Annotated in this window: 21 protein-coding genes; 9 read left to right on the forward strand and 12 right to left on the reverse strand. The window is 62.4% G+C overall.

Annotated elements, in window-relative coordinates; genetic code table 11:
* Positions 1–2,862 (reverse strand): monovalent cation/H+ antiporter subunit A, encoded by a 2,862-nt coding sequence (locus AC5SSZ_RS05120; protein WP_495437382.1) that lies wholly within the window; start codon positions 2,860–2,862, stop codon positions 1–3.
* Between the two features lie 297 nt (positions 2,863–3,159).
* Between AC5SSZ_RS05120 and AC5SSZ_RS05125 the strand changes: the two genes are divergently transcribed.
* Positions 3,160–3,666, forward strand: coding sequence for a rhodanese-like domain-containing protein (locus AC5SSZ_RS05125; RefSeq protein ID WP_495437384.1), 507 nt, complete (start codon positions 3,160–3,162; stop codon positions 3,664–3,666).
* A 92-nt stretch (positions 3,667–3,758) separates the two neighbouring features.
* Complete coding sequence (locus AC5SSZ_RS05130) at positions 3,759–4,541, forward strand: CE1 family esterase (RefSeq protein WP_495437386.1); 783 nt, start codon at positions 3,759–3,761, stop codon at positions 4,539–4,541.
* Positions 4,542–4,562: 21 nt separating this feature from the next.
* On the opposite strand, the gene mdoH is transcribed toward AC5SSZ_RS05130, so the two are convergent.
* The 11 genes from mdoH to AC5SSZ_RS05185 all read right to left on the reverse strand — a co-directional run bounded on the left by mdoH (position 4,563) and on the right by AC5SSZ_RS05185 (position 18,947).
* Positions 4,563–6,482: a glucans biosynthesis glucosyltransferase MdoH gene (mdoH, locus tag AC5SSZ_RS05135; RefSeq protein WP_495437388.1), complete on the reverse strand. Its 1,920-nt coding sequence runs from the start codon at positions 6,480–6,482 to the stop codon at positions 4,563–4,565.
* The gene (locus AC5SSZ_RS05140) at positions 6,479–7,984 is read right to left on the reverse strand and encodes an OpgD/OpgG family glucan biosynthesis protein (protein WP_495437390.1); all 1,506 of its coding nucleotides are present in this window, start codon (positions 7,982–7,984) and stop codon (positions 6,479–6,481) included. Before AC5SSZ_RS05140 ends, mdoH begins: the two co-directional genes overlap by 4 nt.
* Entirely contained in the window at positions 7,981–9,282 is a 1,302-nt protein-coding gene (locus AC5SSZ_RS05145; protein ID WP_495437392.1) for an OpgC family protein, read from the reverse strand. The genes AC5SSZ_RS05140 and AC5SSZ_RS05145 overlap by 4 nt, the downstream gene beginning before the upstream one ends.
* Before the next feature lie 103 nt (positions 9,283–9,385).
* Positions 9,386–10,753 (reverse strand): tetratricopeptide repeat protein, encoded by a 1,368-nt coding sequence (locus AC5SSZ_RS05150; RefSeq protein WP_495437394.1) that lies wholly within the window; start codon positions 10,751–10,753, stop codon positions 9,386–9,388.
* Positions 10,754–11,001: 248 nt separating this feature from the next.
* Positions 11,002–12,201, reverse strand: coding sequence for a CaiB/BaiF CoA transferase family protein (locus AC5SSZ_RS05155; protein WP_425537411.1), 1,200 nt, complete (start codon positions 12,199–12,201; stop codon positions 11,002–11,004).
* Positions 12,188–13,807, reverse strand: a complete 1,620-nt coding sequence (locus tag AC5SSZ_RS05160) for a thiamine pyrophosphate-binding protein (protein ID WP_495437397.1) — start codon at positions 13,805–13,807, stop codon at positions 12,188–12,190. The genes AC5SSZ_RS05155 and AC5SSZ_RS05160 overlap by 14 nt, the downstream gene beginning before the upstream one ends.
* An 88-nt stretch (positions 13,808–13,895) precedes the next feature.
* On the reverse strand, positions 13,896–14,366 hold the full coding sequence (locus AC5SSZ_RS05165; protein WP_495438319.1) for a DUF302 domain-containing protein: 471 nt from the start codon (positions 14,364–14,366) through the stop codon (positions 13,896–13,898).
* A gap of 218 nt (positions 14,367–14,584) precedes the next feature.
* A complete protein-coding gene (locus AC5SSZ_RS05170) occupies positions 14,585–16,615 on the reverse strand; it encodes a PhoX family protein (protein WP_495437399.1) in 2,031 nt (676 codons plus the stop codon).
* Between the two features lie 201 nt (positions 16,616–16,816).
* On the reverse strand, positions 16,817–17,875 hold the full coding sequence (locus tag AC5SSZ_RS05175; protein ID WP_495437401.1) for a YeeE/YedE family protein: 1,059 nt from the start codon (positions 17,873–17,875) through the stop codon (positions 16,817–16,819).
* Between the two features lie 240 nt (positions 17,876–18,115).
* Complete coding sequence (locus AC5SSZ_RS05180; RefSeq protein WP_065270573.1) at positions 18,116–18,445, reverse strand: ArsR/SmtB family transcription factor; 330 nt, start codon at positions 18,443–18,445, stop codon at positions 18,116–18,118.
* 85 nt (positions 18,446–18,530) lie between these two features.
* Positions 18,531–18,947, reverse strand: a complete 417-nt coding sequence (locus AC5SSZ_RS05185) for a hypothetical protein (protein WP_065270572.1) — start codon at positions 18,945–18,947, stop codon at positions 18,531–18,533.
* 136 nt (positions 18,948–19,083) lie between these two features.
* Here AC5SSZ_RS05185 and AC5SSZ_RS05190 point away from each other — a divergent pair, with 136 nt between their 5' ends.
* The 7 genes from AC5SSZ_RS05190 to soxB all read left to right on the forward strand — a co-directional run bounded on the left by AC5SSZ_RS05190 (position 19,084) and on the right by soxB (position 24,617).
* Positions 19,084–19,821, forward strand: a complete 738-nt coding sequence (locus AC5SSZ_RS05190; RefSeq protein ID WP_065270571.1) for a cytochrome c biogenesis CcdA family protein — start codon at positions 19,084–19,086, stop codon at positions 19,819–19,821.
* A 29-nt stretch (positions 19,822–19,850) separates the two neighbouring features.
* Entirely contained in the window at positions 19,851–20,453 is a 603-nt protein-coding gene (locus AC5SSZ_RS05195; RefSeq protein WP_065270570.1) for a thioredoxin family protein, read from the forward strand.
* Between the two features lie 124 nt (positions 20,454–20,577).
* On the forward strand, positions 20,578–21,054 hold the full coding sequence (gene soxX, locus AC5SSZ_RS05200) for a sulfur oxidation c-type cytochrome SoxX (protein WP_065270569.1): 477 nt from the start codon (positions 20,578–20,580) through the stop codon (positions 21,052–21,054).
* A gap of 49 nt (positions 21,055–21,103) precedes the next feature.
* Positions 21,104–21,520, forward strand: a complete 417-nt coding sequence (gene soxY / locus AC5SSZ_RS05205; protein WP_065273490.1) for a thiosulfate oxidation carrier protein SoxY — start codon at positions 21,104–21,106, stop codon at positions 21,518–21,520.
* 38 nt (positions 21,521–21,558) lie between these two features.
* Complete coding sequence (gene soxZ / locus AC5SSZ_RS05210) at positions 21,559–21,888, forward strand: thiosulfate oxidation carrier complex protein SoxZ (RefSeq protein ID WP_065270568.1); 330 nt, start codon at positions 21,559–21,561, stop codon at positions 21,886–21,888.
* Between the two features lie 77 nt (positions 21,889–21,965).
* Positions 21,966–22,817, forward strand: coding sequence for a sulfur oxidation c-type cytochrome SoxA (gene soxA, locus AC5SSZ_RS05215; protein ID WP_495437409.1), 852 nt, complete (start codon positions 21,966–21,968; stop codon positions 22,815–22,817).
* Between the two features lie 102 nt (positions 22,818–22,919).
* Entirely contained in the window at positions 22,920–24,617 is a 1,698-nt protein-coding gene (gene soxB, locus AC5SSZ_RS05220) for a thiosulfohydrolase SoxB (protein WP_274829019.1), read from the forward strand.
* Positions 24,618–24,648 lie beyond the last annotated feature (31 nt).

Here is a 24,648-nt window from a genome sequence, read left to right on the forward strand (position 1 = left end):
TCAGACCTCGTTTTCGTTCTTGGGCTCGTCATCGCGGGCCGGGTTGATGTCCATGGCGTACTCCGAGGAAATCCCCGGCTGCCAGGCAAAGCGGGAGAGGCTTTCCAGCGCCAGCAGCACCGCGCCGACCACCGCCAGGAAGACGCCGAGGTCGAACAGCGCCGCGGTGGCCCATTCGAATTCTTTCAGCGGCGGCCAGTGGATATAGCCGAAGGCGGATGTCAGGAAGGGCATGTCGTTGAACCAGGCGCCGATACCGGTGGCGGCGGCGATCAGCACGCCGGAGCCGATGATACCGTGGTAGTAGAACCGCTGCCGTTCAGAGGTCCAGGCAAAGCCCGAGGCCATGTATTGCATGATGACAGCAATGGCCGCGATCAGACCGGCGATAAAGCCGCCGCCCGGCAGGTTGTGACCCCGGAAGAAGATATAGGCCGCCACCATCAACGCCAGCGGCATCATCACGCGGGTTGCGACCACCATCATCATCGGGTGGGCATCGCCTGCCTGCGGCAGATCCGGTTTGCGGTTCAGCAGATAGGCCCGCACGCGGGTGCCCAGAACCGCCTCGGTTAGGGCATAGATGACCAGTGCCGCGATGCCGAGGACGATGATCTCGCCAAAGGTATCAAAGCCCCGGAAATCCACCAGAATGACGTTCACCACATTGGTGCCGCCGCCGCCCTTGTAAGAGTTGGCGAGGTGGAATTCGGAAATGCTGGGCGCCGCGAAATCGCGCGTCATCAGCGCATAGATCAGCCCGCCTGCGCCAAGACCAGCCACAACGGCGATGGCGCCATCACGCAGCCGGACCAGCGCCGGGGTCTCGACCGGGGTTTCCTTGGGCATGAAGTTCAGCGCCAGCAGCATCAGCACGATGGTCACAACCTCGACCGAAAGCTGGGTCAGCGCCAGATCGGGGGCCGACAGGTAGTTGAACGACATGGAGACCACCAGACCCACGACGCCGATCAGGACCAGTGCCAGCAGGCGGTTGCGGTGACGCGCAACGATCAGCAGCGTCGCCAGTACCAGGCTGAGCCACCCGAGCGCCGGGATCGCGCCGATTTCCTGCAGGCTGCGGGTCGCCGGGCCAGTGGTGCCGGTGGAATAGGCATACCAGCTGATCGCCACGGTAAAGCTGATCATCACCGCGCCATAGCGGGTGATGGAGCCATTGTGCAGCCCGTCGGTCACCGCCTTGGCCAGACGCGCCAGCACCGACATCAGGGCATCAAAGATATCCTTTGCCTCGGGGCGGGGGGCGGCGTTCCAGGCGCGCATCAGGGGCTTGTGCAGCGCGAGCAGCAACGCACCGCCGCCCACAGCCACCAGCGACATGTAAAGGGCGGGCGTCAAACCATGCCATAGTTTCAGCGAGTAATAGGGCAGTTCTTCACCGCCAATCACGGCGCCAGCGGCCACGGCCACCAGTGGCCCGGCGATCTTGGCCGAGAACAGGCCGATCAGCACCACCAGCGTGATCAGAAAGGCCGGTGCCAGCCACATGCCCGCACCCGGATCATGGGGATGCGCGGGATAGTCGTCCCGCTTGGGGCCAAAGAAGACATGAACGATGAAGCGGAAGGAATAGGCTACCGAGAACAGCGCCGCGATCAGTGCAAGGCCCGGCACCAGATAGTGCGATCCGGCCCAGACCGTGTGTACGGTTTCCTCCAGCATCATCTCCTTGGACAGGAAGCCGTTGAAGGGCGGGATACCCGCCATCGACAGGGCGGCGACAAAGGCGATGGTGAAGGTCACCGGCATCAGGTGGCGCAGACCGCCCAGACGTTTGATGTCGCGGGTGTGCGCCTCGTGATCGACGATTCCGGCCGACATGAACAGTGCCGCCTTGAAGGTGGCGTGGTTGATGATGTGGAATACTGCGGCAACCGCTGCGATCTTGGTGCCAAACCCCAGAAGCATGGTGATCAGGCCCAGATGACTTACGGTGGAAAAGGCCAGCAGACCTTTGAGATCATCCTTGAACAGGGCAATTACGGCACCGATGAGCATGGTCACAAGGCCGGTGGTCGCCACGATGTAGAACCACTCCGGGGTGCCGGACAGAACCGGCCACATCCGCGCCATCAGGAACAGGCCTGCTTTCACCATGGTGGCGGAGTGCAGATAGGCTGAAACCGGCGTCGGCGCCGCCATGGCGTGGGGCAGCCAGAAATGGAACGGGAACTGTGCCGATTTGGTGAAACAGCCCAGCAGGATCAGGATCAGCGCGGGCAGGTAGAGCGGCGACGCCTGGATAAGGTCCTTGTTCTCCAGGATCACGCTCAAATCATAAGAGCCGACGATATTGCCGAGGATCAGCATGCCCCCGATCATCGCTAGGCCACCGGAGCCAGTCACGGTCAGCGCCATGCGCGCGCCCTGACGCCCTTCGGGCAGGTGTTTCCAGTATCCGATCAGCAGGAAGGACGACAGCGAGGTCAGCTCCCAGAACACCAACAACAACAGGATGTTATCTGAGAGGACGATGCCGACCATCGCACCCTGGAACAGCAACAGGTAGGTGTAGAACTGCCCCATGGGATCTTCGCGTGAAAGGTAAAACCGTGCGTAAAGGATGATCAGCATCCCGATCCCAAGGATCAGCGTAGCAAAGAGAAACCCAAGCCCATCCAGAAAGAAATTCGCATTGAGCCCCAGACCGGGGAGCCAGTCGAATGTGGCTGTGATGACCTCTCCGCGAAATACAGCGGGGGCATGCAGCAGAAGGCCGGTTAGGGCCAGGAAGGTGGTCAGACCAGCCGCCGAAGCGGAGGCGTTACGCCCCGCCCGGATCAGCAGAGCGGGAAAGACCGCTCCTAGAAAAGGCAGGGCCGCAATCAAAAACAGGGACACGTGCAGATCTCCTGGTAGGGCTAGGCGAATTTTGACTTTGCCTAAGCAATTTTTCGCTTCTGTGCCAGCCCCGCAGGCCCGGTTCTGAGGAAGATCGGGCAAATGACGCTGGAATTGTTGGACATTGCGCCACTACTTGGGGCTGGGGGGCGGAGTTGACAAGATTTTGAATGGCCAAAATTCGCCCTCTGTGCTGATCGGGAATACAAATGCTGCTAAAACGGTGTCCAAAGGAATGACACCCGCCTGAAACACGGCGCTGCGGGGCGTGTTTTCCCGGTTATTGGAGAGACGCAGATGCAAGACCCAATCAGTGCGGAGACGCAGGAGGCCAGCGGGCGGCCGGTCACTATGTCGCGGCGCAAGCTGTTGTCCTCTGCGGGCATCCTTCTGGGCGCTGCGGCGGTCGGCGCGGTGGCCTGGCGCTATCGGCCCGCGCCGGATCACGACCGTCCGCGCCTGTCCGTGGCCGAGGCGTTTTCCGCTGCCGGAGCGGGGTCGATCACCTTGGTGGACATCCGCACACCCCGGGAATGGCGCAGTACCGGCGTTCCGGTCGGTAGCGTCCAGATTGACATGCGTCGTGACGATTTTACTGAGGCGCTGTCCCGCGCTTTGGGTGGAAACCGCGCCGCGCCGGTGGCGCTGATCTGCGCCCGCGGTGTGCGTTCGGCCCGGATGGTACGGCGCATGGCAGAGGCAGGGTTTTCGCAGGTCATGGATGTGCCCGAAGGCATGCTCGGCTCTGGTGCCGGACCGGGGTGGATCGCGGGCAACCTGCCGGTGGCGCGGTGGCAGGGCTAGGCCCCGCGCGCCGACGGCGCAGCCTGATCCGGCGCCGGGCCGGAGGAATTCTTCTTTCGTTGTTCGTCGCGGCGCTCTGCGCACGCCCTGCATTGGCAAGTTGCGGCGCTGCCGCAGATGCTTGTGAGCTATCGTCCGGTGACTATCACATCGCAACACCCGATCCGGGCGCCTGGGCCAGCACGGAAGCAACAGGCACTCCGGCGGTGGTGTTTCTGCACGGCTATGGCGGTTCGGGCGCCGGGGTGTTGCGCAACCGCGCCCTTGTAAAGGAGCTGCAGGAGCGGGGCTATGCGCTCATCGCGCCGACCGCCTTGCCGCGCTGGAATGGCAAGAGGTCGTGGAACTTCCTGCCTGGCGCCGAGGGACGGGATGAGGCGCAGTTCCTGCAACAGGTCCTTGGCGATGCGGAGTCGCGGTTCGGCATCGACCGGCAGAGGGTTGTTCTTGCTGGATTTTCCGCCGGGGCCTTTATGGTGAACTACCTCGCCTGCGCCCATCCCGGAGATTTTGCCGCCTTCGCTCCGGTGGCGGGAGGATTCTGGCGGCCACGGCCCGAGACCTGCGCCGGTCCTGTCCGGTTGCTGCACACTCACGGCTGGGCCGACAAGGTCGTGCCACTGGAGGGGCGCATTCTGGGCAGCAGCACGCGCGAACAGGATGATATCTTTGCCGGGCTGGCCCTGTGGCGGCAGGTGAACGGCTGCGCCGATGACGCGCCCGATTATTTGTGGGTTACCGGAGCAGAGCTGCACCGCAGCTGGGATTGCCAATCCGGGGGCGATATTGAACTGACGCTCGGTCCGGGGGGGCACCGCATTCCGGGATCTTGGCCCGCGCGAGTCGTCGAGTGGTTTGAGCGGACCCCGGACTGACGCCCGGGACACGCGGTTCTTCTATTCCGCCGCTGAACGGTGGTCAGGTGTCCCGGCAAAGACGCGTTCAACCGCTTTGCGATAGGTCCGGGCGGTCCGGGCGATACGGGGTTCGGCAAAAACCTCGCGCGTACCCATCCAGAACCTGAGCCGAAGCGCGGGACGCATCCCCGACAGGGCCGACAGGGGCAGCACCAGTACCAGCGACAGGGCAATTGGCGCCAGCCAGACGGAAACCATCCCGGCCAGAATCCCGGCGCTGAGCGCAAGACCGCTGGTGAATTCGAGTGCATGACAGATCAGCATCGTCTTCAGCCCATAGCGCCCGCCGTCACGCGCTTGCGGCGCCCAGCCCCGCTGCAGGCGCAGGGCGCTGCGCAAGACGGCGATCATCTGCTGCACCATCAGGATCGGTGCATAAAGGATCGCCAGCAGGATCTCGGACGCAACCGAGAGAGCGAACTGCCGCCCTCCGCCATAATCCGATAGCCGCGCACCAGTCAGGGGCAGCGCGGCAAGGGCGAGAAGTTTTGGCGCCAGCAGCATCGCATAGATCACCAGAATCACGGCGACATGGCGCGGCTCTGACATATCCGGCCAGGAGGGGCGCAGCGGGTCGGCGGGGCTGAAATATTGCAGCGCCGAGGTTTCCCCGTCTTCTCCGATCAGCGCCCATATCACAAGAAGCGCAAACCAGATCGGCGCCATCAGGTACCCGATCGCCCCATGCAAGAGATGGAACCGTGAAATCGCGCAGAAACCCTGCGCGCTCAGCAGTTTCAGGTGCTGCAGATTGCCCTGGCACCAGCGCCGGTCGCGCAGGATGTGATCGATCAGGGTCGGCGGCGTCTCTTCATAGGAACCTTGGATACGGGGCAGGAAATGCACGCCCCAGCCGGCCCGGCGTAACAGACCTGCCTCGACGAAATCATGGCTCATGATTAGGGTCTTGCCGCCGAATGTCTGTTGCAGCTCGGGCAGTCCGGCGCAGGCGGCAAAGGCGCGGGTGCGCAGGATGGCGTTATGACCCCAGTAGTTGCCCTCGGCGCCGACCCAGCGTGCCAGCCCTTCGGCCATGGCAAGGCCATAGACCCCGTTGGCAAACTGCTGCATGCGGCCAAAGACGGATCTGGCGCCGATCAGCTGTGGGAAGCTCTGGATCAGTCCGGCTGCCGGATCTCGGCGCAGCGCATCGGCCAGTTGGGCAATCGCCCGGCCGGTCATCAGACTGTCGGCATCCAGCACCAGCATGGCGTCATAGCCGCCACCCCAGCGGCGCACCCAATCGGCGATATTTCCCGCCTTGCGCCCGGTGTTGTCCTCGCGGCGGCGATAGTAGAGCCGGATGCCGGGCGGCAGCGCGGCGCGCAGCGCCTCTACACCCGCCAGTTCCTGCGCCGCGATCCGGTCATCCCGTGTGTCGGACAGGATGAACATGGCGTAATCATGCGCGCCGCCCCAGGCATGCAGATCCTCCAGCATTGTGCGGGCGTTGCCGAACACGGCGGCCGGATCTTCGTTGTGGACGGGCACCAGCACCGCAACGGTAAGCGGCGGCGTGTCGGGTGCGATGGGACCGGTCGGAACCCGGCGTTCGGCCTCTTGCCTGCGCTGCCACAGGCTGAACAGGCCCAAGAGCACGGTGGAGACCGAAAAGCAGATCCAGAAGAAATTGAAGGCAATGAGCGCCAGAAGCAGCACCTCGATCATCATGAAGCCGCCATCGGCAAACCAGCCTTGCATCACGAAGGTCAGCAAGGCGGTTGCAACCATCGCCGGGGAAAAGGCGATAACCCGCCAGAGCGCCACGCGCATCTGCGGCGCGGTCCCGGGGGCGCTCATGTCGCGGAAAGCGGCGCCAAAGTTCTGCTCTGGCATCGCCATGGGCTGTTCGGGCGGCAGCATCTTCGCCGCAGAGGGGGCGGAGATCAGATCTTTCATGCGGTCCACCTGTAAAGCCAGACTTCGGTGGCAGGCTGCCCGTCCCGGCGCAGCGCCGCCCGTAGCTCCACAAGGGAGCGGTCACCGGGTTCAAAGCTGAAGGCGAGCCGCAGGCCACCGGTGGCCGGATTGCGCTGCAGGACCCCGGTGCTGAGCTCGACATGCGGCGAGGAAAGCACGACGTCGAAGTTTTCGGGATCGCCTGCCAAAAGCGGATGATCTTCGAAGTCCACGGTCATGATCCGGCCCGGATCGCCAAAGACACGTGCGCCCGCGGCGGTGTCCACCACCTGCGCCAGCGTACCATTGGGGCCGGTGCCCCAGGTCAGGCGGTAGTCAAGCCGCACCTCGGCTCCGGCAGGATAGGGCGTGCGCGGGCGCCAATAGGCGACGATATTGTCGTAGATTTCCTTGTCCGCCGGGATCTCTACCAGCGTGACGGCGCCCTTGCCCCAATCGCCCTTGGGTTCGACCCAGAGGCTGGGCCGGTCCTGATAATGCGCCTCAAGATCGGCGAAGTCCGACAGGTTGCGGCTGCGCTGCATCAACCCGAAACCTCGGGGGTTCTCGTCGACAAAGGAGGACACCTGCAGTTGCGCCGGATTGGCCAGTGGTCGCCACAGGGTTTCGCCGTTGCCATTCTCGATCAAAAGCCCGTCGCTGTCGTGCACGGCGGGGCGGAAATCGTCGAACCGGTTGCGGTTGGTGCGATCAAACAGGAACATCGAGGTCAGCGGCGCGATCCCTGCATGGGTCAGCTCTTCGCGTGGGAACAGCGTTGCTTCGACCTCCATCACGCAGGCGGCGCCTGGGGTGATGGTGAACCGGTAGGCGCCTGCGGCCGAGGGCGAATCCATCAGCGCATGCACGACCATGTGGCGCTGGCCGGGGGCAGGGGCCTCCAGCCAGAATTCGGTAAACTCGGGGAATTCCTCGCCTTCGGCGTCGCCGGTGTGAAGGGCCAGCCCGCGCGCCGACAGCCCATAGGCCTGGCCGATGCCAATGGCGCGGAAATAGCTGGCGCCCTGAAAGACGCAGAATTCGTTCTTCTTGCCCGGCTCGCTCAGCTCGGTGCGCAAGCGAAAGCCCGAATACCCCAGCGCTCCTTCGGTGCTGAGATCCGGTGCCTTGTCCGTCTTGTCAAACAGCGTCAGATCAAAGGCAACAGGCTGCGCCAGCCCGTCCGCGACGCTGTGCATCTGCACCGCACGGGGGAAATAGAGGCCCGGCAGGAAGAAATCGACATTATAGCTGCGTTCCGTCTTGCTCCACAGCGCGTCGCGGCTGCGGAACCAGCGGGTCTGGTAATCCTCATAGGTCAGATCCAGCCAGTCCTGCGGCACAGTGGGACGCGCGCGATAAGGCATATGCGCCAGCATGCGGGCCTTGTCGATTACATCCTGATGCCGGAACGGAACGGCGGCGGCCTTGGCCGCGAGCGGTGCTGTCAGCGCAAGGCCGGAGACACCGGCAAGGAAACCGCGGCGCGAAAGACGGCTCATCGCTTTGCCCTCCAGGGGTGGGATTTGAACCAGGCGGCGGCAAAGGCACAGGCGATGATCAGGCAGAACCCGGCGATATTTGCCGCAACGGTGATCAGGATGCCCCGGTCTGTCTGATCCAGCGCAAAGCCGATCAGCCGGGCCAGCGCCATCGAGAAGACGAAGACCGCAAGGGACTGTTGCCCGACCTTGGTGATGATGCGCAGGGCAAAGGACCAGAGCCGCGCCAGCTCCGAATGACCGGAGGCGATCAGCCGCTGACCACCAGCTCCGGCGGCCACCCAGCCGAGATAGGCCAGTGCCAAAAAGTGCGCATAGCGCAACAGGCCGAAATCGGTTTTCTCGCGCCACTCGTCCGTGAAGGCCCAGGCCGGGCGTATGGCGGCGGCCAGATCGTCGTTCCAGGCCTCAACCCACAGGAAGACCTTCCAGGAGCCAAAGGGGGCAGAGAAGATCAGGAAGGCTGCAGACACAAGCACCAGTGCTCGCGACACGGGCGGCGCCGGAAGCCAGCCTTTCATGAAGGCAAAGCCTGTGAAAAACAGCAATTGCCAGCCGAAGGGGTTGAAGAACCATTCCCGCGCCGACCAGGGTTCGGCAGGCAGGGATGCTCCGTCCGGTCCAAGGCCGATCATATAAGGGTTCGCGGCCAGCCAGATCAGCGCCGAAGCTGCGGCAACGGTCCAGAGGCCGATGCGCTCCAACCCCATCATCAGCGGCATCAGGGCCAGAACCACCAGATACATCGGCAGGATGTCAAAGTAGTTCGGCACATAGGTGAGCGTGAACAGGCCCACCAGTTGCGGCATGGGGTCGTTGAAAAAGTGCCCAAGGTTCAGCGAGTTGACGTAGCTTTTTTCAAAGGCACCGGTCAGGTCCAGCGCCGCCATGGTCATGGCGACAAAGAAGAACAGGCCAATATGAGCCCAGAATACCTGCCAGCAGCGGAATACCACCCGCGCAGTGCCCATCAGCCAGCCACGGCGTTCAAAGGACCCGCCAAAGGCGATGGCCGAGGCCATGCCCGAGCAGAAGACAAAAATCTCGGTCGCATCGGAAAACCCGAACCGGGCCGGGATCCAGCCGGTCCAGCGGTTGCCAGGAATATGGGCAACCAGGATGATGAACATGGCAATGCCGCGATAGAAATCGAGCCGCGGGTCGCGGACGCGCTTTTGCCCGCCTGCCGGGGCTGGGGCATGCTCCGATGCGGGCGCACGGCGGGTGTTGGCCGCTGCCGGACCTTCCACAGCCGGAATCTCTGCTGTGGGAGCGGGTAACTTGGAAATACGCGCCATCGTTAAGCGGTGTCCTTCCTGTCAATCAAACTTTGTGGCGGCGATGTAAGGGCGCGCCCGAGGCCAGGACCGGCATCCGGGCGCGCTCCGATCATTTTGCAGATCACTCGGCCGGCAGGCTGCGGCTGTCCGGCTGATTGCGCGCCTCGCTGATCAGGGCGCGGCGGGCCAGAGCATAGTTGTCCTCGGCGCCGCCGCGCTGGGCGCGGCGGCTGTCCAGCATGCGGGATACCTCGCTCAGGCGACCTGCGCGGATCCCGGCATCGATGGTCATGCGTTCAAAAACGTCGCGCTGGGCGTGGCTGCCACCGGCCAGTTGCATGGAGCCACGGGCCTGCGCCAGGTTGTCAAAGGCGAGCGCGAAATCACCTTCGCCAAAGGCCTCCAGCCCGCTGGCGGCGGCGCGGCCGGGATCTGCCATGCGCTGCCGCGCCTCGTCCCCGCCTGCGGCTGCCGCATCGGCGTGGATACGCTGCACCATCCGGGTGGTTTCATCCGGGCGCCCGCGCCCGGCCAGCGCCAGAAGGTAGTGCAGATCGGCAAAGATCAGGCTGCCATCCTCGGTCCGGGCGGCGCAGAGGTCGGAAAGTTCTTCCCAGCGGTTGCCGACAGCGACGCCTTCCAGCTCCAGCCGCATCAGCAGCGAGGTGGCATTGGAAATGTCACGGTAATCGTCGGTCTTGTCTTGGCGGATCTCGCGGTCGTAAAGGTCAAGAACGGTGTCGGTCTGGCCCAGGTCCAGATGCATCAGCGCCTTGTGCCACCAGACGTGATAGCGGAAGTTGTTGCAATGGCTCCAGGCCTCTTCGCGGCCAGTCAGCCAGTCGAGCCCGGCCTTGGCGTTGCCGGTCATGTCATGCACATGCGCCACCGCATGCAGGCCCCAGGCATCATCCGGCGCCATCCAGAGTGCCTGACGCCCCGCAGTCTCCGCCTTACTGTAGTCGCCGGTTTCCTCCAGCGCGAAGGCGTGACAGCCAAGCAGATAGCCGCGCCCGGGGTGATCCGGCGCATAGGCGGGCATCACCCGTTCCACTGACCGGCGCATCCCGGCGCTGTCGCCAAGGACGAAACGGATCGCCTGGCTCATCTTCATGGCAAGGCTGTCGGCAGGGTGAGAGCGCAGGACCTGCTCCAGCTTCTCAACGGCGGCGGTGGGGCGGCCCGCCAGCCAAAGCTCCAGCGCATCGGCGAAGAGCCGCTCCCGGGGCAGGGCAGAGGCATAGGCGATGCGGGCAGCAGCCAGCGCATCGCGGGCAGGGGTGCGCATTTCGCGGCGGCCCAGCAGCAGCAGGAACAAACCCTTGGCAGCCTGCCCAAGGGTGAATTCGGGGGCGGCCTCCAGCAGCTTGCCCAGATGCACCGGGGCCTCTGCGCTGTGCGACAGAACCCCGATCTGAACCGCGTTCCACAGATCCAGCATTTCGGGATCTTTCAGGCTTGTCTCCTGTCCGAAGAGATCATGTGTCATTTGGGTCCAATCCTTACCACCGGTGTTGTTCACTAGGGGAAGGTTAGAACAGTGGTTTTCATCGCGCGACGGGCGCTCTCGCTTTGGTGAAGGCGCGTGTTTGAAGGTGGGGAAACCCGCTGAAACCTGTAATATTTGCGGGCAATTTCCCGCCAGACGGGTCTTTGAAACGCAAAACGCCCACCACGAAGGCAGGCGTTTGCCGGTTTTTGTAACATTCGGCCGGATCGTGCCGGGCAGAATATGGCCTAAGCCTTGGAAAACGGGTCCTCGGCGCCGAGAATCCGGTCGCTGTCAGCGCCGCAGCTGGGCGGTGCGTGGCGGTAGGTGACCGGGGTGCGCGAGAAATTGAGCGGATTTCCAAGCAGTTTCACGGGAGTGTCCCCGGCCTGCATGTCGATGGCCATGCCCCGCGCAGCCACCTGATCGGAGGCAAAGACCCGGTCGAGCGTCTGCACCGGACCGGCGGTCACCTTGCGGGCCTCCATCGCGGCGATCACCTCGTCCATGGTGAAGCGTTTGAGCGCCGGGATCATGATGTCGTTGAGCGCCGCGCGATGCTCCAGCCGCGCCGGGTTGGTGGCAAAACGGGGATCGTCTGCAAGGCCTTCGAGCCCGAGGAACTCCATCACCCGTCGGAACTGGGCATCGTTGCCCACCGCCAGGATGACGTGGGAGTCCGAGGTCTCGTAGACGCCATAAGGCATGATGCTGGGGTGTTCGTTGCCGCGCCGGGTCGGCAAGGTGCCGGTGTTGAGATAGGCGACGCCTTCGTTGATCAGCCAGGCAATGGTGCTGTCGACCAGAGCGAGGTCGATCTGCTGCCCTTCACCGGTTTTTTCCTGGTGGCGCAGCGCAGCCAGAATGCCAATGCAGGCATACATACCGCACATCACATCGGCGATGCCGGTGCCAACCTTCACGGGCTGCCCCTCGGGATCGCCGGTGAGTGACATGATGCCGCTAAACCCCTGCGCCACAAGATCATATCCCGGGCGGTGGTTGTTGGGACCGGTCTGCCCGTAGCCCGAGATCGAGCAGTAGACCAGCCGGGGAAACTCATCCTTGAGGCTGGCATAATCCAGCCCGTATTTCGCCAGTCCGCCGGGTTTGAAATTCTCGATCAGGATATCGGCCTCGGCAGCGAGCCTGCGGATCTCGGCCTGACCTTCGGAGGTGGTGATATCCACCGCGACCGAGCGTTTGTTGCGGTTGGCGGCCATGTAGTAGGCCGACAGATCCGTGGGGTTGCCGTCGGCGTCCATGGCATAGGGTGGGCCCCATTGGCGGGTATCGTCACCCCCCGATTTGGGGTTTTCCACCTTGATGACCGTGGCGCCGAGATCGCCCAGCAGCTGGGTACAGGTGGGGCCGGCCAGAATGCGCGACAGGTCGAGAACCTTGACCCCATCAAGGGCCCCGTGTGGCAGCGTGTCAGATGCGTCCATCATATCCTCCGGGTTCGATTTCGGCAGAGATGACAGTGAAACGATCAGAAGCCAAGGCATCGGTGAGGGCGGCGCGCAGTTCCGTCCGGTTACGTACCGTCACGCCGTTGCCGCCAAAGGCCCGGCCCATCGCCGCAAAATCGTGCCGGGCGAAATCGACGCCTCGGTTTTTAAGCTGACGCTGGCGCTGTTTCAGCTCAATCAGGGCGAGGCTGGCATCGGCAAAAACCACGAAGATCGGCGCCACATCCAATTCGGCAGCGGTGGCCAGATCCCCGGCCACCATCAGGAAGCCTGCATCGCCGGAAAAGCTGACGACGGGTCGGTCCGGCTGCGCCAGCTTGCGCCCGATCGCCATCGGCACGGCGCAGCCCATTGTGCAAAGCCCGGATGACTGGATCAGCCCGCGCGGCTCGTTGCACTGCCACATCTGGCTGAGCAGGATCCGGTGGGCGCCGCTGTCTGCGGTGGCCAGCGTCTCGGCAGGCAGGGTGGCGCGGCATTCGGCGATCACTGCCGCCGGTCCCCAGCTGTCATCCTGCGGATCAAAGGCGGTGTGCAGCGCCTGTTGCGCGGTGCTCAGCTCTCCGCCGGGCCAGCGCGTCGGTGCTGTCTCGGCTTTTTCCGTCAGGGCATCCAGCGTGGGGGTGAGCGGCGCCACGATGCTGAGGCTGGCCTGATGCATGTAATGGGTGTTGGGTTCGGCAGCGATCTCGATCACGCGCTGGTGGGTTGGTTCCCAGGCGTTGCGCCAGCCGGGGCGCATTTCGATAGGATCATAGCCAAGCGACAGGATCAGATCCGACTGCGCCGCCAGCGGCAACAGGTGGCTGTCGGCCAGGGGGGACAGCCCGGCGCCGCCAAGGCACAGGGGGTGATCTTCGGGCAGGATGCCCTTCGCCTTGTAGCTGGTGACAAAGGGGATCTGATGCGCCTCCAGAAAGGCGCGAAGGGCAGGACCCGCGCCTTCGGCCACCGCATCAAGTCCGATGATGGCAAAGGGACGCTCGGCCTGCGCCAGCCAGCTGCGCGCCTGCGCCAGTGTGTCATTGTCTGGCTGGGTGGGCGCAGCAGGCGCGCGGCGGAGGTTGCGATCCCTGGCAGGGGCATCCGCGACCGAGATCGGCACGTCGATATGGACCGGACCATTGCGCGGCTCGGTCGCGATGGCGACCGCCTTGTCTGCGATCACGTCAGCCGCATCCGCATCCAGACGGAAGGTTGCCTTGGTGATGGGGGCGAAGACGGCGCCATGGTCGAGCACCTGATGGGTGTAGCTTTGCGCCTCGGCTGCATCGACGCAGCCGGTGAGAACCAGCATCGGCACCCGGTCCTGATGGGCGTTGGCCACCACATTGACCCCGTTGAGCGCGCCGGGGCCGAGGGTCGCAACCAGAATGACCGGGGCACCATCGGCATGATGCACACCTTCGCCCATGAAGCCGGCAGCGTTTTCGTGTTTCGCCAGATGGAAGGTGATGCCTGCCGCCTCAAGCGCGTCGACCAGCGTCAGCACCTCTCCGCCGGGCATGCCAAAGGCGTGGCGGCACCCGGCCGCATAAAGGCGCCGGGCCAGAACGTCGGCGGCGCGTAAACTGTCAGTCATGGCGATCTGTTCCTATCTGATGTCAGAGCCAGATTGCCTGCCCTGACGCCGGGTGCAAGCACCCTCACGGCTCTGTGACCCGGTTGTATTACTTCACTGCATCCTGTGCGATCTGGTCAAACCGCTGGTCCAGCTCCTCTGCAAGCGCCATCAGCCTGTCGCCGCCTTCGTCCCGGTAGGGGGCAAAGACATGGCTTGGACGCTTGTACGAGAGCTGCGCCGTGCCGCCCGGCATTTCGGTGACATAGAGGCGGATCGGGGCTTCGATCATGGCGGCGGTCGAGGTTTCAAGGATGTTGACCGCAAAGACATTGTTGAAGACGCCGATGACCCGGTTGCCCGGAATGGTGATCCCGCGCGCCGCCGCTGCGCCGGTGGGGCCGGCCTGCGTGACGATGGCCAGATCGCTGGCCCGCACCGCCGCCTGCGTATCCTGCAACAACTGCTGGTAGGATTTCGCCGTGTCGTGCACCTCCCAGCCGGGGCGGGCAGACACCTCTCCGGCGATGCTTGCCTGCGCGGTCAGGGTGACGGTCGAAAAGGCCAGGCCGGACAGCATTGGCAGACTGAAGGCAAGTGCGACGAGGATTGGGCGCAGGTTCATCATGGGCTCCGTTGTTTTGTGGAGCCACAAGCCTAACCCGGATTGCAATCACGCAGGTGTCACATCCCCGTGCTGCTGACTATGCCCCGTCGGGAGGTTGGGCGGCATCAGCAAAGAAAAACGCGCCCCTTTTGAGGGCGCGTTGAATGCTTTGTTCATGCCAAGGGCAAAGATTACATGGCGATCTTGCCGCCGCCCTTTTTCGTAACCACGACGACCGAGGGCCGCGGCGGCATCTTGGGGTCAAAGTCGGGCCAGCGGGTGGCCGGATCCTCAAAAGTCGAGGCGCGCTCGAACCCTTTCAGGGCCTTGGTGCCATCGGTGCCGGGGTGCTGCACCGCCAGGAATAGGGTCTCGCCATTGTCGGTGAAGTAGGGGCCACAGAGCTCACCGCCGACGGGGCAGCGGAAGAACAGCTTGGAGGTGCCGCGCAGATCGCCTTCGGTCTCGACACCATAAAGGCCATCGGATTTGCCGGTCTTGCCCCATTTGCTGCCCTGGTCGGTGGAGACCCAGAGGCGGCCATCGGCGTCAAAGGCGCAGTTGTCCGGGGAGCCGAACCAGCCGTTGGCGCTGGTTTCCGGGTTCCATTGGGCGCCCACCTCGGCCAACTCAGGATCGCCGCATTTCACCAGGATCGACCAAGTGCCGCGGGTTGCCGCGTGATCGCCGCCGTCTTCCTTGACCTCGATGATGTGACCAAAGTTCGATTTGGCACGGGGGTTTGCGGCGTTAACCTGATCCTCGGTGCGCTTGGAGTTGTTGGTCAGCATGATGTAGGCGGTGCCGTCGCCGCGCGGCTGCGCGTCTTCGGGGCGGTCCATCGGCGTGGCGCCCAGGGCATCGGCTGCAAGGCGGGTGTCGATCAGGACATCGGCCTGGCTGGCAAAACCGTTTTCAGTGGTCAGCGGGCCGGTGCCATGCACCAGCGGCAACCATTCTACGCTGCCGTCTTCGTTAAAGCGGGCCACGTAGAGGGTCCCGTCGCTGAGCAGGGCGCTGTTGGCGACGGCATCGTCGGACATTACGCCGTTCGAGACATATTTGTACTGGTAGTCAAAGCGGTTGTCGTCGCCCATGTAGACGACCAGCTTGCCCGAAGAGGAAACAGTGGTTTCGGCGCCTTCGTGGCGGAAACGGCCCAGGGCGGTGTGTTTTACCGGCTTGGCGTCGGGGTTACGCGGGTCTACTTCAACAACCCAGCCAAAGCGGTTTGGCTCATTGGGCTCCTTGTCGATGTTGAAGCGGTCGTAGAACTTGCCCCAGGCATACCAGCGGCCCGGCACGCCGTAGCGTTTCATGTTCTTGGCTTCGGGCTGGGCCGAGATATCGGGTTTGCCGTCGCCGTCGACCGTATCGGTCCAGAAATAGCCGTGGAAGTTCTCTTCGGCCATCAGGTAGGTGCCCCAGGGGGTCATGCCGCCGGCGCAGTTGTTGAGCGTGCCGATGACCGACATACCCGAAGGATCGGCGTTGGTTTTCATCCGGTCATGACCGGCGGCGGGGCCGTCGATGGTCATCTCGGTATTGAGCGGCGTGATGCGGCGGTTCATCTTGCCATCGCGCACCACGGCCCATTTGCCGTCTGCACCCTTGGCGATCTCGACCACGGTGCCACCATGGGCGGCCATTTCGATGTCGATCAGCTCCTTGGTCATGCCTTCAAAGCCTGCCTTGTCCTGACGGCCAAGGCCCGGGAACATGACCTCTTCATTGGTGTATTCGTGGTTCACGCACAAAAGGCCACGGGTGCCTTCGGCGTTCAGCGGGGTGAAACCGACGTAGTCGTTGTTGTAGCCGAATTGCTTCAGCTGGGCTTCGGCGGTCTGGTTCATCACATCGAATTCCGGGGCATCGGCGGTGATCGGATCACCCCAGCGCAGTAGAATGTCAGCGTCATAACCTTCGGCGATATGGTGGGTCTCGTCGTTGCCCCAGGTCAGTTCCTCGAAGTTGTAGCGACCCGCGCCATGGCTGCCTGCAGCCGCTTCGGTCGGGGCGATTAGGGCCGAGGTGCCGAAAAGGGCGGTGGTGGCGGAGACGCCCAGCATGCCTTTCAGCAGGTCGCGACGGCCATAGCGGGCGTTGATCACATCGCCGATGGTGCGTTCAAGCCGAGGATTGGTAGGGATGTCGTCAAAGGCTTCATAGGCTTCCGCCTTGTTGCCGATTTCGGGATCGTTGATGATTTGCTTGCGGTCCATGGCTTGCTCCAAAGTTCCAGATGCCGACGGTGCGTCGTCGCGTGCTAAGTTGCGCGGACCTGTAACAATTGCGTGACGTGCTCCAAGGTTTTACCAAACCGTTACAACTTGGGCCGTTTTTCGCCTGTTCGTGATGCTTCATCCGGAGCTGATGCCCCGTATATCATGCTGTGACGGCGTCGGCGAAGGGGCGAATCCAGATCACTCGGCGGGGCGGAAGCCTTCGATCAGCTGCCGCAGGCCAATCGCCGCCCCGGCAAAAATCGCCAGGAAGGTGACCGGCGCGGAAACGGCCAGCAGCGAAAAGGCGCTGAGCCCCTGACCGACGGTGCAGCCCATGGCGATGACGGCACCTGCGCCCATGATGCCCGCACCCACGATCTGGCGGCGCAATTCGCGGGGGTCTTCGCAGGCCTCCCAGCGAAAATGCCCCTTGATCAGCGAGCCGATGAAGGCCCCGGCCCAGACACCTGCGATGGAGCCGACGGCAAAGGACAAGGGGCGCAGGCTGCCGGTCATGGTCCACAAAATAGTCTCGCCCAGAGGGGCAGAAAAGGAATGCGACACCACCGGGAGGGCTTCGAAACCGGTCTGGTTGACCTCGCTGGTCAGGCCCCAGCCCGAAACGATGGCAAGGCCGACGATCACGGACCAGAAGACCGCGCTCTTGTCCTGACGCAGTTCGCGTCCGCAAAGCGCGGCGATGACCAGCACGGCGCCGACGGCAAGCCCGATGTTGTGCAGTGGCAGACCCGTCAGGGCAGCGGCGTGATGGGCCAGCCCGGGGGGAATATCGGTCGTGACCTGATGCTGCTCAAAGAAGAAATTGCGCAAGGGCGCAAGCGGACCGGAAAGAACCACATAGGTGGACACGCCCATGACCAGCACGATGACGAAACTGCGCAGATCGCCGCCGCCCAGTCGGGCGATAGCGCCATAGCCGCAATTGCCGCTGAGCGCCATTCCGTAGCCGAACATCAAGCCCCCGATGATTGAAGCCAGAGGCATCCATCTGATGCTAAGGTAGAAACTTTCGCTTTCATCCATAAGTCCTGCTGCGATAAGGGAAAAGCTGCCGATAACGGCGACGCCGATTGCCAGTATCCACATACGCATGCGCAGGGTGGAGCCGCCATAAAGGACGTCCTCGATCGCGCCAAGCGTGCAGAACCTGCCCAGCCGGGCAGCAAGGCCAAGAAGGATTCCGCCTACGAGGCCTGCAATGGCCGCCAGGTGATGTTCTGTCAGCATATCAAACATGAGACGCCCCTCCCGGCAGGTTTCCTATCCTTCGAGTCATGCAGAAAGGAGGTGTGCGATGCAAGCGGCATCGCGCTGTCGCCGCCTGCTGTCGATGGGCAGGTGGTCAGCTATGGGAGCTCGGGAACGCAACGGGGCGGACAGATGTTGAAGGATCTACAGGTCGCTCAGGCCGTGCGCATCTTGCTGGCTCCAGACCGGGACAAGACGGGTAGGGCAGGGAAAAAATCTAGGTCGTGCTCAGTTGCAGAAGAGGTCGTAGACCACTTCGAGGATGCGGCGCGGACGGTCGTCTGCCAGCCGGTAGTAGATGGCCTTGCCGTCGCGGCGCGGCACAACCAGACCTTCAAGGCGTAGGCGGGACAGTTGCTGCGATACCGCTGCCTGACGCGCCGAAAGCAGCTCTTCCAGCTCGGTGACGGATTTCTCGCCGGTGACCAGATGGCACAGGATCATGAGACGACCTTCGTGGCTGATCGCCTTGAGGAAATTGGACGCCGTGGTGGCGTTGTCCATCATCTTCTCAAGATCGTCATCTGCCATGTCTACCGAAAATTGCGGCAACCCCATCGCTCATTCTCCTTTGTGGCGGGCCGAATGGCCCCGCACATCTATACTTGTCCCAGTCAGCCAGACGTGTCGGTCTCCAAACCGGTCAGCTGTCGCCCACTTCTCCATCCGGCGCAAAGTCTGCATGATCGCGCAGCAGCGCCTCCAGCAGGGGCCAGAAAAAATCGGCCCCCGGATATCCTTCGAGCCGGGCCTTCTCATGACCGTCCTCCACAATCAAGAAGGTCGGGGTAAAAAGAACGCGACGAGTTGTTTCCAAGTCATCCGGCATATTGCGCAGATCCACCCGGCGCAGCGGCGCAAAGGCGCCTTCGGCCGTTTTGGGATAGATCGGTGCGATTTCTTCGTTCCAGCGCGCGCACCATTCGCAGCCATGCTGTTCGACCATCACCAGTTCCACTGCCCGGGCAGGTAGGCTGAGCGTGCACAGCACAAAAAAACCGGCCAGCAACCGGCGCAGCAGCAGCAAGGGCCGCAGAGGAACTGTGGACGCAAAAACCATGATGAAGCCGTTCGAAGCCGTTGACGAAGGTGCAGTGAGTAGGTTCTTTATGTAACACAACTTAATTTGAATATGTGAATGAGACAAGGCGCGCCGTCCCCGAATATCGGCTAATGCGCCCAAAAAAGGAGCTGAGATGCTCGAAATATCGTACTTTGGGGCCCTGTTTGCCGGTTTGTTGAGCTTTTTCACGCCCTGCATCCTGCCGATGGTGCCTTTTTACCTGTCCTACATGGGCGGGCTTTCGATGGCTGAACTGCGCGGCGACGGGCGCATTGCGCCGGGGGCGCAGCGCCGACTGGTGATCTCTGCGCTGTGTTTCGCAGCTGGTGTCACCACGGTGTTCATGCTGATGGGCATGGGAGCTACCGCGCTGGGGCAGTTGTTCGGGCGCTACATGGATATTCTGGCCTATGGCGCCGCCGGGGTGCTGGTCCTGTTCGGCCTGCATTTCCTGGGCGTAATGCGCATCCCGCTCCTATACCGCGAGGCACGCATGGAAAGCTCGGCCGAGCCTTCCACGCTGATCGGTGCCTATCTGATGGGGCTGGCCTTTGGCTTTGGCTGGACCCCCTGCGTGGGACCGGCGCTGGCGTCGATCCTGATGATCGCCTCTGGCATGGGGGACATCTGGCGCGGTGGCCTGCTCTTGCTGGTCTACGGTGTTGGAATGACAGCGCCTTTCGTCGTTGCCGCCCTGTTTGCAAAGCCGTTCCTGGCCTGGGTGGCGCGGCACCGGACCGCTTTTGCTTGGGTGGAAAAGGCGATGGGGGTTATGCTGATCCTGTTCGCTGTGCTGATTGTCACCGGAGGTGTCAGCTACATTGCCGATGCAATGATCCGCTGGATGCCCGGACTGTCCACAATTGGCTGACTGTCACCATAAATGGGAGAGACAAGGCAATGAATAGATTACTCAAAATGATTTCCGCACCGCTTGCCGCGCTGGCGCTTCCGGTGCTTCTGGCCGGGCCGGTGGCAGCGGTCGAGGTGGGCGACGACGGCCTTCATAAAACCGCATGGATGCGTGACACCTTCAAGGACCTTCAGGAAGACCTTGCCGAGGCGAATGCAGAGGGCAAGCGGCTGGTTCTTTTCTTTGAGCAGCGGGGGTGCATTTACTGCGCCAAGATGCACGAGGAGGTGTTCCCGCGTCCGGAGGTCAGCAACTACATCGAAGAGAATTATTTCGTCGTTCAGCTGAACCTACACGGATCCACCGAGGTGACGGATTTCGACGGTGAAACCTTGCAGGAGCGGGAGATGGCGCGGAAGTGGAACGTGCTGTTCACGCCGACGATTCTTTTCCTGCCGGAAGAGGTACCCGAGGATCAGACCGCGGTGCAGGCGGCCGTTTCCATCATGCCGGGGGCCTTTGGGGCGGGGACCACGCTCGATATGTTCACCTGGGTCAACGAGAAGCGGTACGAGCTTGATAATGGGGAGGATTTCCAAAGGTATCACGCGCGCCGCATTCAGGAGCGCAACAATGGATCAACAGACTGATCCTTTGCGCAAGAGAATTAAAATTCACATTAATGAATTTGTTGTTGCGTCCCAGGCCTTCGGTGGCCTACGGTATGCAATAGCTAAGCAGGCCACTTCGCGGTGGCAGCCAACGGGAGGAACCATGAAGAGACTATCTCTGACACTGGCCATGTGTCTGGCCGGGACCATGTCGCAGGCGGGCGAAGTCGCGCCGAAAGACGTGAAATTCACCGAGGATGGCGCAATTGCCGAATCGTTGACAGGTGTTGCTGGCGACGCGGCCAACGGTGCGATCATCGCCGGGACCAAGTCCAAGGGGAACTGCGTGGCCTGTCATCAGGTGACTGCACTGGCTGACGTGCCCTTCCACGGCGAAATCGGCCCCATGCTGGACGGCGCGGGGGAGCGCTGGAGCGAAGCTGAGCTGCGTGGCCTCGTGGCGAATGCAAAAATGACCTTCGAGGGCACCATGATGCCTGCGTTCTACAAGGTCGACGGGTTTATCCGTCCGGGCGATGCCTACACCGGTAAGGCGGGCGCAGAGCCGCTGCCGCCGATCCTGACCGCCCAGGAGATTGAAGATGTCGTCGCTTTCCTCGCGACGCTGAAAGAAGAGTGAGACAGCAGCTTCCAGCTGCTTGTCCGAGCGAAGTCAAAGGAGACAAATGATGGAGTTCTCACGTCGCGAAACCCTGGCGATGGGCCTGGGCGCCGCCGTGCTGACGGTTCTGCCCTACCGCCTGAGCGCATCGGCAGACGATAAGATCGCCGAGTTCACCGGCGGTGCCGATATGGCCGACAGCGGTATTGAACTGACTGCGCCGGAGATTGCCGAAAACGGCAACACCGTGCCGATTTCGGTAAACGCCCCCGGCGCGACCGCGATCATGGTTCTGGCCACCGGCAACCCGACCCCCGGCGTTGCAACCTTCAACTTCGGCCCCGGTGCCGCCAGCCAGTCCGCATCCACCCGGATCCGCCTTGCTGGTACCCAGGACGTCGTGGCCATTGCCAAAATGGCAGACGGCAGCTTTGCTAAGGCAAGCGCCGCTGTGAAAGTGACCATCGGAGGCTGCGGCGGCTGATCGCCCCGCATCCCTTTCCGAATTCAAGGAGTTAAGACATGGCATCCGGTGTAAAACCCCGCGTCAAGGTCCCGAAGAAAGCCGCTGCTGGCGAAGCCGTCACCATCAAGACGCTGATCAGCCACAAGATGGAAAGCGGCCAGCGTAAGGACAAGGAAGGCAACGTCATTCCGCGTTCGATCATCAACCGTTTCACTTGCGAGTTTAACGGCGCCATGGTGATCGACGTCACGATGGAACCGGCGATTTCCACCAACCCTTACATTGAGTTTGAAGCCACCGTGCCTGAAGCAGGCGACTTCAAATTCACATGGTATGACGATGATGGATCCGTCTACGACACGGCGAAGTCGATCAAGATCGCCTGATCCTTTCCGGATCTCAAAGGCAAGCGTCTCGTCCGCCACTCCGGCGGGCGAGGCGGATACCCAAGGGAGGATATGGAATGAAATATAAGGCACTCACTGCCATTGCCGCCGTGCTGGCCCTGCCGATGGCCGCCTTCGCCGGCGCAGACGACGACACGCTCGTGGTGAACGAAGAGATCGAAATGGTCACCAAGACTGCGGCCCCGGCTGCAGTCGCTGACGCATTGGACGAAGTCATGTCTGGCTGGCACTTCCGCTCGGACGAGACCCAGGCCCTGCAGATGGACGATTTTGAAAACCCCGCGATGGTCTTTGTTGATCAAGCAATGGACAGCTGGGAAACCGTCGAAGGATCCGAAGGCAAGTCCTGCGCGTCCTGCCACGACGATGTTGCCGACAGCATGAAAGGCGTGCGCGCAGTCTATCCCAAGTGGAACGAAGAAGCTGGCGAAGCCCGCACCCTGGCCATGCAGATCAACGACTGCCGCGAAAGCCAGATGGGCGCCGACAAGTGGAAATACACTGGCGGTGACATGGCGTCGATGGAGGCTCTGATCTCTGTCCAGTCGCGTGGCATGCCCGTCAACGTTGCCACCGATGGTCCGGTTCAGGCGATGTGGGAAAAAGGTAAGGAAATGTATTACACGCGTACCGGCCAGCTCGAGCTGTCCTGCGCGAACTGCCATGAAGACAACTATGGCAACATGATCCGCGCCGACCACCTGAGCCAAGGCCAGATCAATGGCTTCCCGGCCTACCGCCTGAAAAACGCCAAGCTGAACACCGTTCATGCACGTTTCAAAGGCTGCGTACGTGATACCCGCGCCGAAACCTACAAGCCCGGTTCGCAGGATTTCGTCGCACTTGAGCTTTATGTCGCTTCGCGCGGCAACGGCCTGTCGGTCGAAGGACCGTCTGTCCGTAACTAAACCCGGAACGACCCCGTGCCAGTTCATGGTGCGGGGTCTTTCGTTCTTTCAATATTCACACATGCGAATATGTCGTATGTTTACACAGGATATCAGAGTACCATGATCTCGCGCCGTGATTTTCTGCAGGTTTCGATGGCCGCCTCTGCCCTGGTCGGGGCATCTGGTTTTGGCAATTGGGGGCGTCTTGCGGCGCAGCAAAGCCTGACTCAGGATCAATTGCTGGAGTTTGATACCTTCGGCAATATCAGCATCATCCATGTCACCGACATTCATGCGCAGCTGAAACCGATCTATTTCCGTGAACCCTCGATCAACCTCGGGGTGGGCGCGAACAAGGGTCAGGTGCCGCATATCACCGGTGCCGACTTCCGCAAGGCCTATGGCATCGCGGATGGCAGTCCTTCCGCTTACGCGCTCACCTATGACGATTTTTCCTCCCTCGCCAAAGGATACGGGCGCGTAGGCGGTCTGGACCGCATGTCGACAGTGATCAATGCCATCCGTGCGGATCGGCCTGATGCGCTGCTGCTGGACGGCGGTGACACCTGGCACGGCTCCATGACCTGTCACAAGACCGAAGGTCAGGACATGGTCAATGTCATGAACGCGCTGAAACCGGATGCGATGACCTTCCACTGGGAGTTCACCCTGGGCTCTGACCGTGTGAATGAGATCGTCGAAGGTCTGCCCTTTGCCGCGCTGGGGCAGAACATCTTTGATTCCGAATGGGACGAACCGGCGGAACTGTTCAAGCCGTACAAGTTCTTCGAACGCGGCGGCGCCAAGGTCGCCGTCATCGGTCAGGCCTTCCCTTATATGCCCATCGCGAACCCCGGCTGGATGTTCCCGGAATACTCCTTCGGGATCCGTGACGAGCATATGCAGGAGATGGTGGACGAGGTCCGCGCAGCGGGCGCTGACGTGGTGGTCTGCCTGTCGCACAATGGTTTCGACGTGGACAAGAAGATGGCCAGCGTTGTCACCGGCATCGACGTGATCCTGTCGGGCCACACCCACGATGCGCTGCCCGAACCGGTGCTGGTGGGCACGACCCACATCATCGCCTCCGGTTCCAACGGCAAATTCGTCTCCCGTGTGGATCTGGACGTGCGCGATGGTCAGATGATGGGTCTGAAGCACAAGCTGATCCCGATCTTCTCGGATGTCATCGCGCCCGATCCTGTGATCTCCAAGCTGATCGACGAACAGCGCGCGCCGTTCAAGGCCGAACTGGAAGAGGTGATCGGCCAGACCGACTCGCTGCTCTATCGTCGCGGCAACTTTAACGGCACCTGGGATGATCTGATCTGCGACGCGCTGCTGAGCGAGCGTGAAGCCGATATCGCCATGTCGCCCGGCGTGCGCTGGGGCCCGTCGCTGGTGCCGGGTGACGACATCACCCGCGAAGACATCTGGAACGTCACCTCGATGAGCTATGGCGCCGCCTATCGCAGCGAGATGACCGGTGAATTCATCAAGGTGATCCTGGAAGACGTGGCTGACAACATCTTCAACCCGGACCCCTATTACCAGCAGGGCGGCGACATGGTGCGCATCGGTGGCATGGGCTACCGCATCGACATCACCAAACCGCAGGGCGAACGGATCACCGAGATGACGCTGCTGAAGAACGGTGAGGCGATCGATCCGGCGAAGACCTACATGGTCGCAGGCTGGGCCAGCGTCAATGAAGGCACCGAAGGTCCGCAGATCTGGGACGTCGTCGAAAATCACATCAAGAAAATGGGCACCGTCACGGTCAACCCGAACAACTCGGTCAAGGTGGTCGGCGCTTAATCAGCGCCGCCGCCTGACGGGCAAATTTTGC

It is taken from the genome of Phaeobacter sp. CC-HEC084, assembly GCF_059429255.1.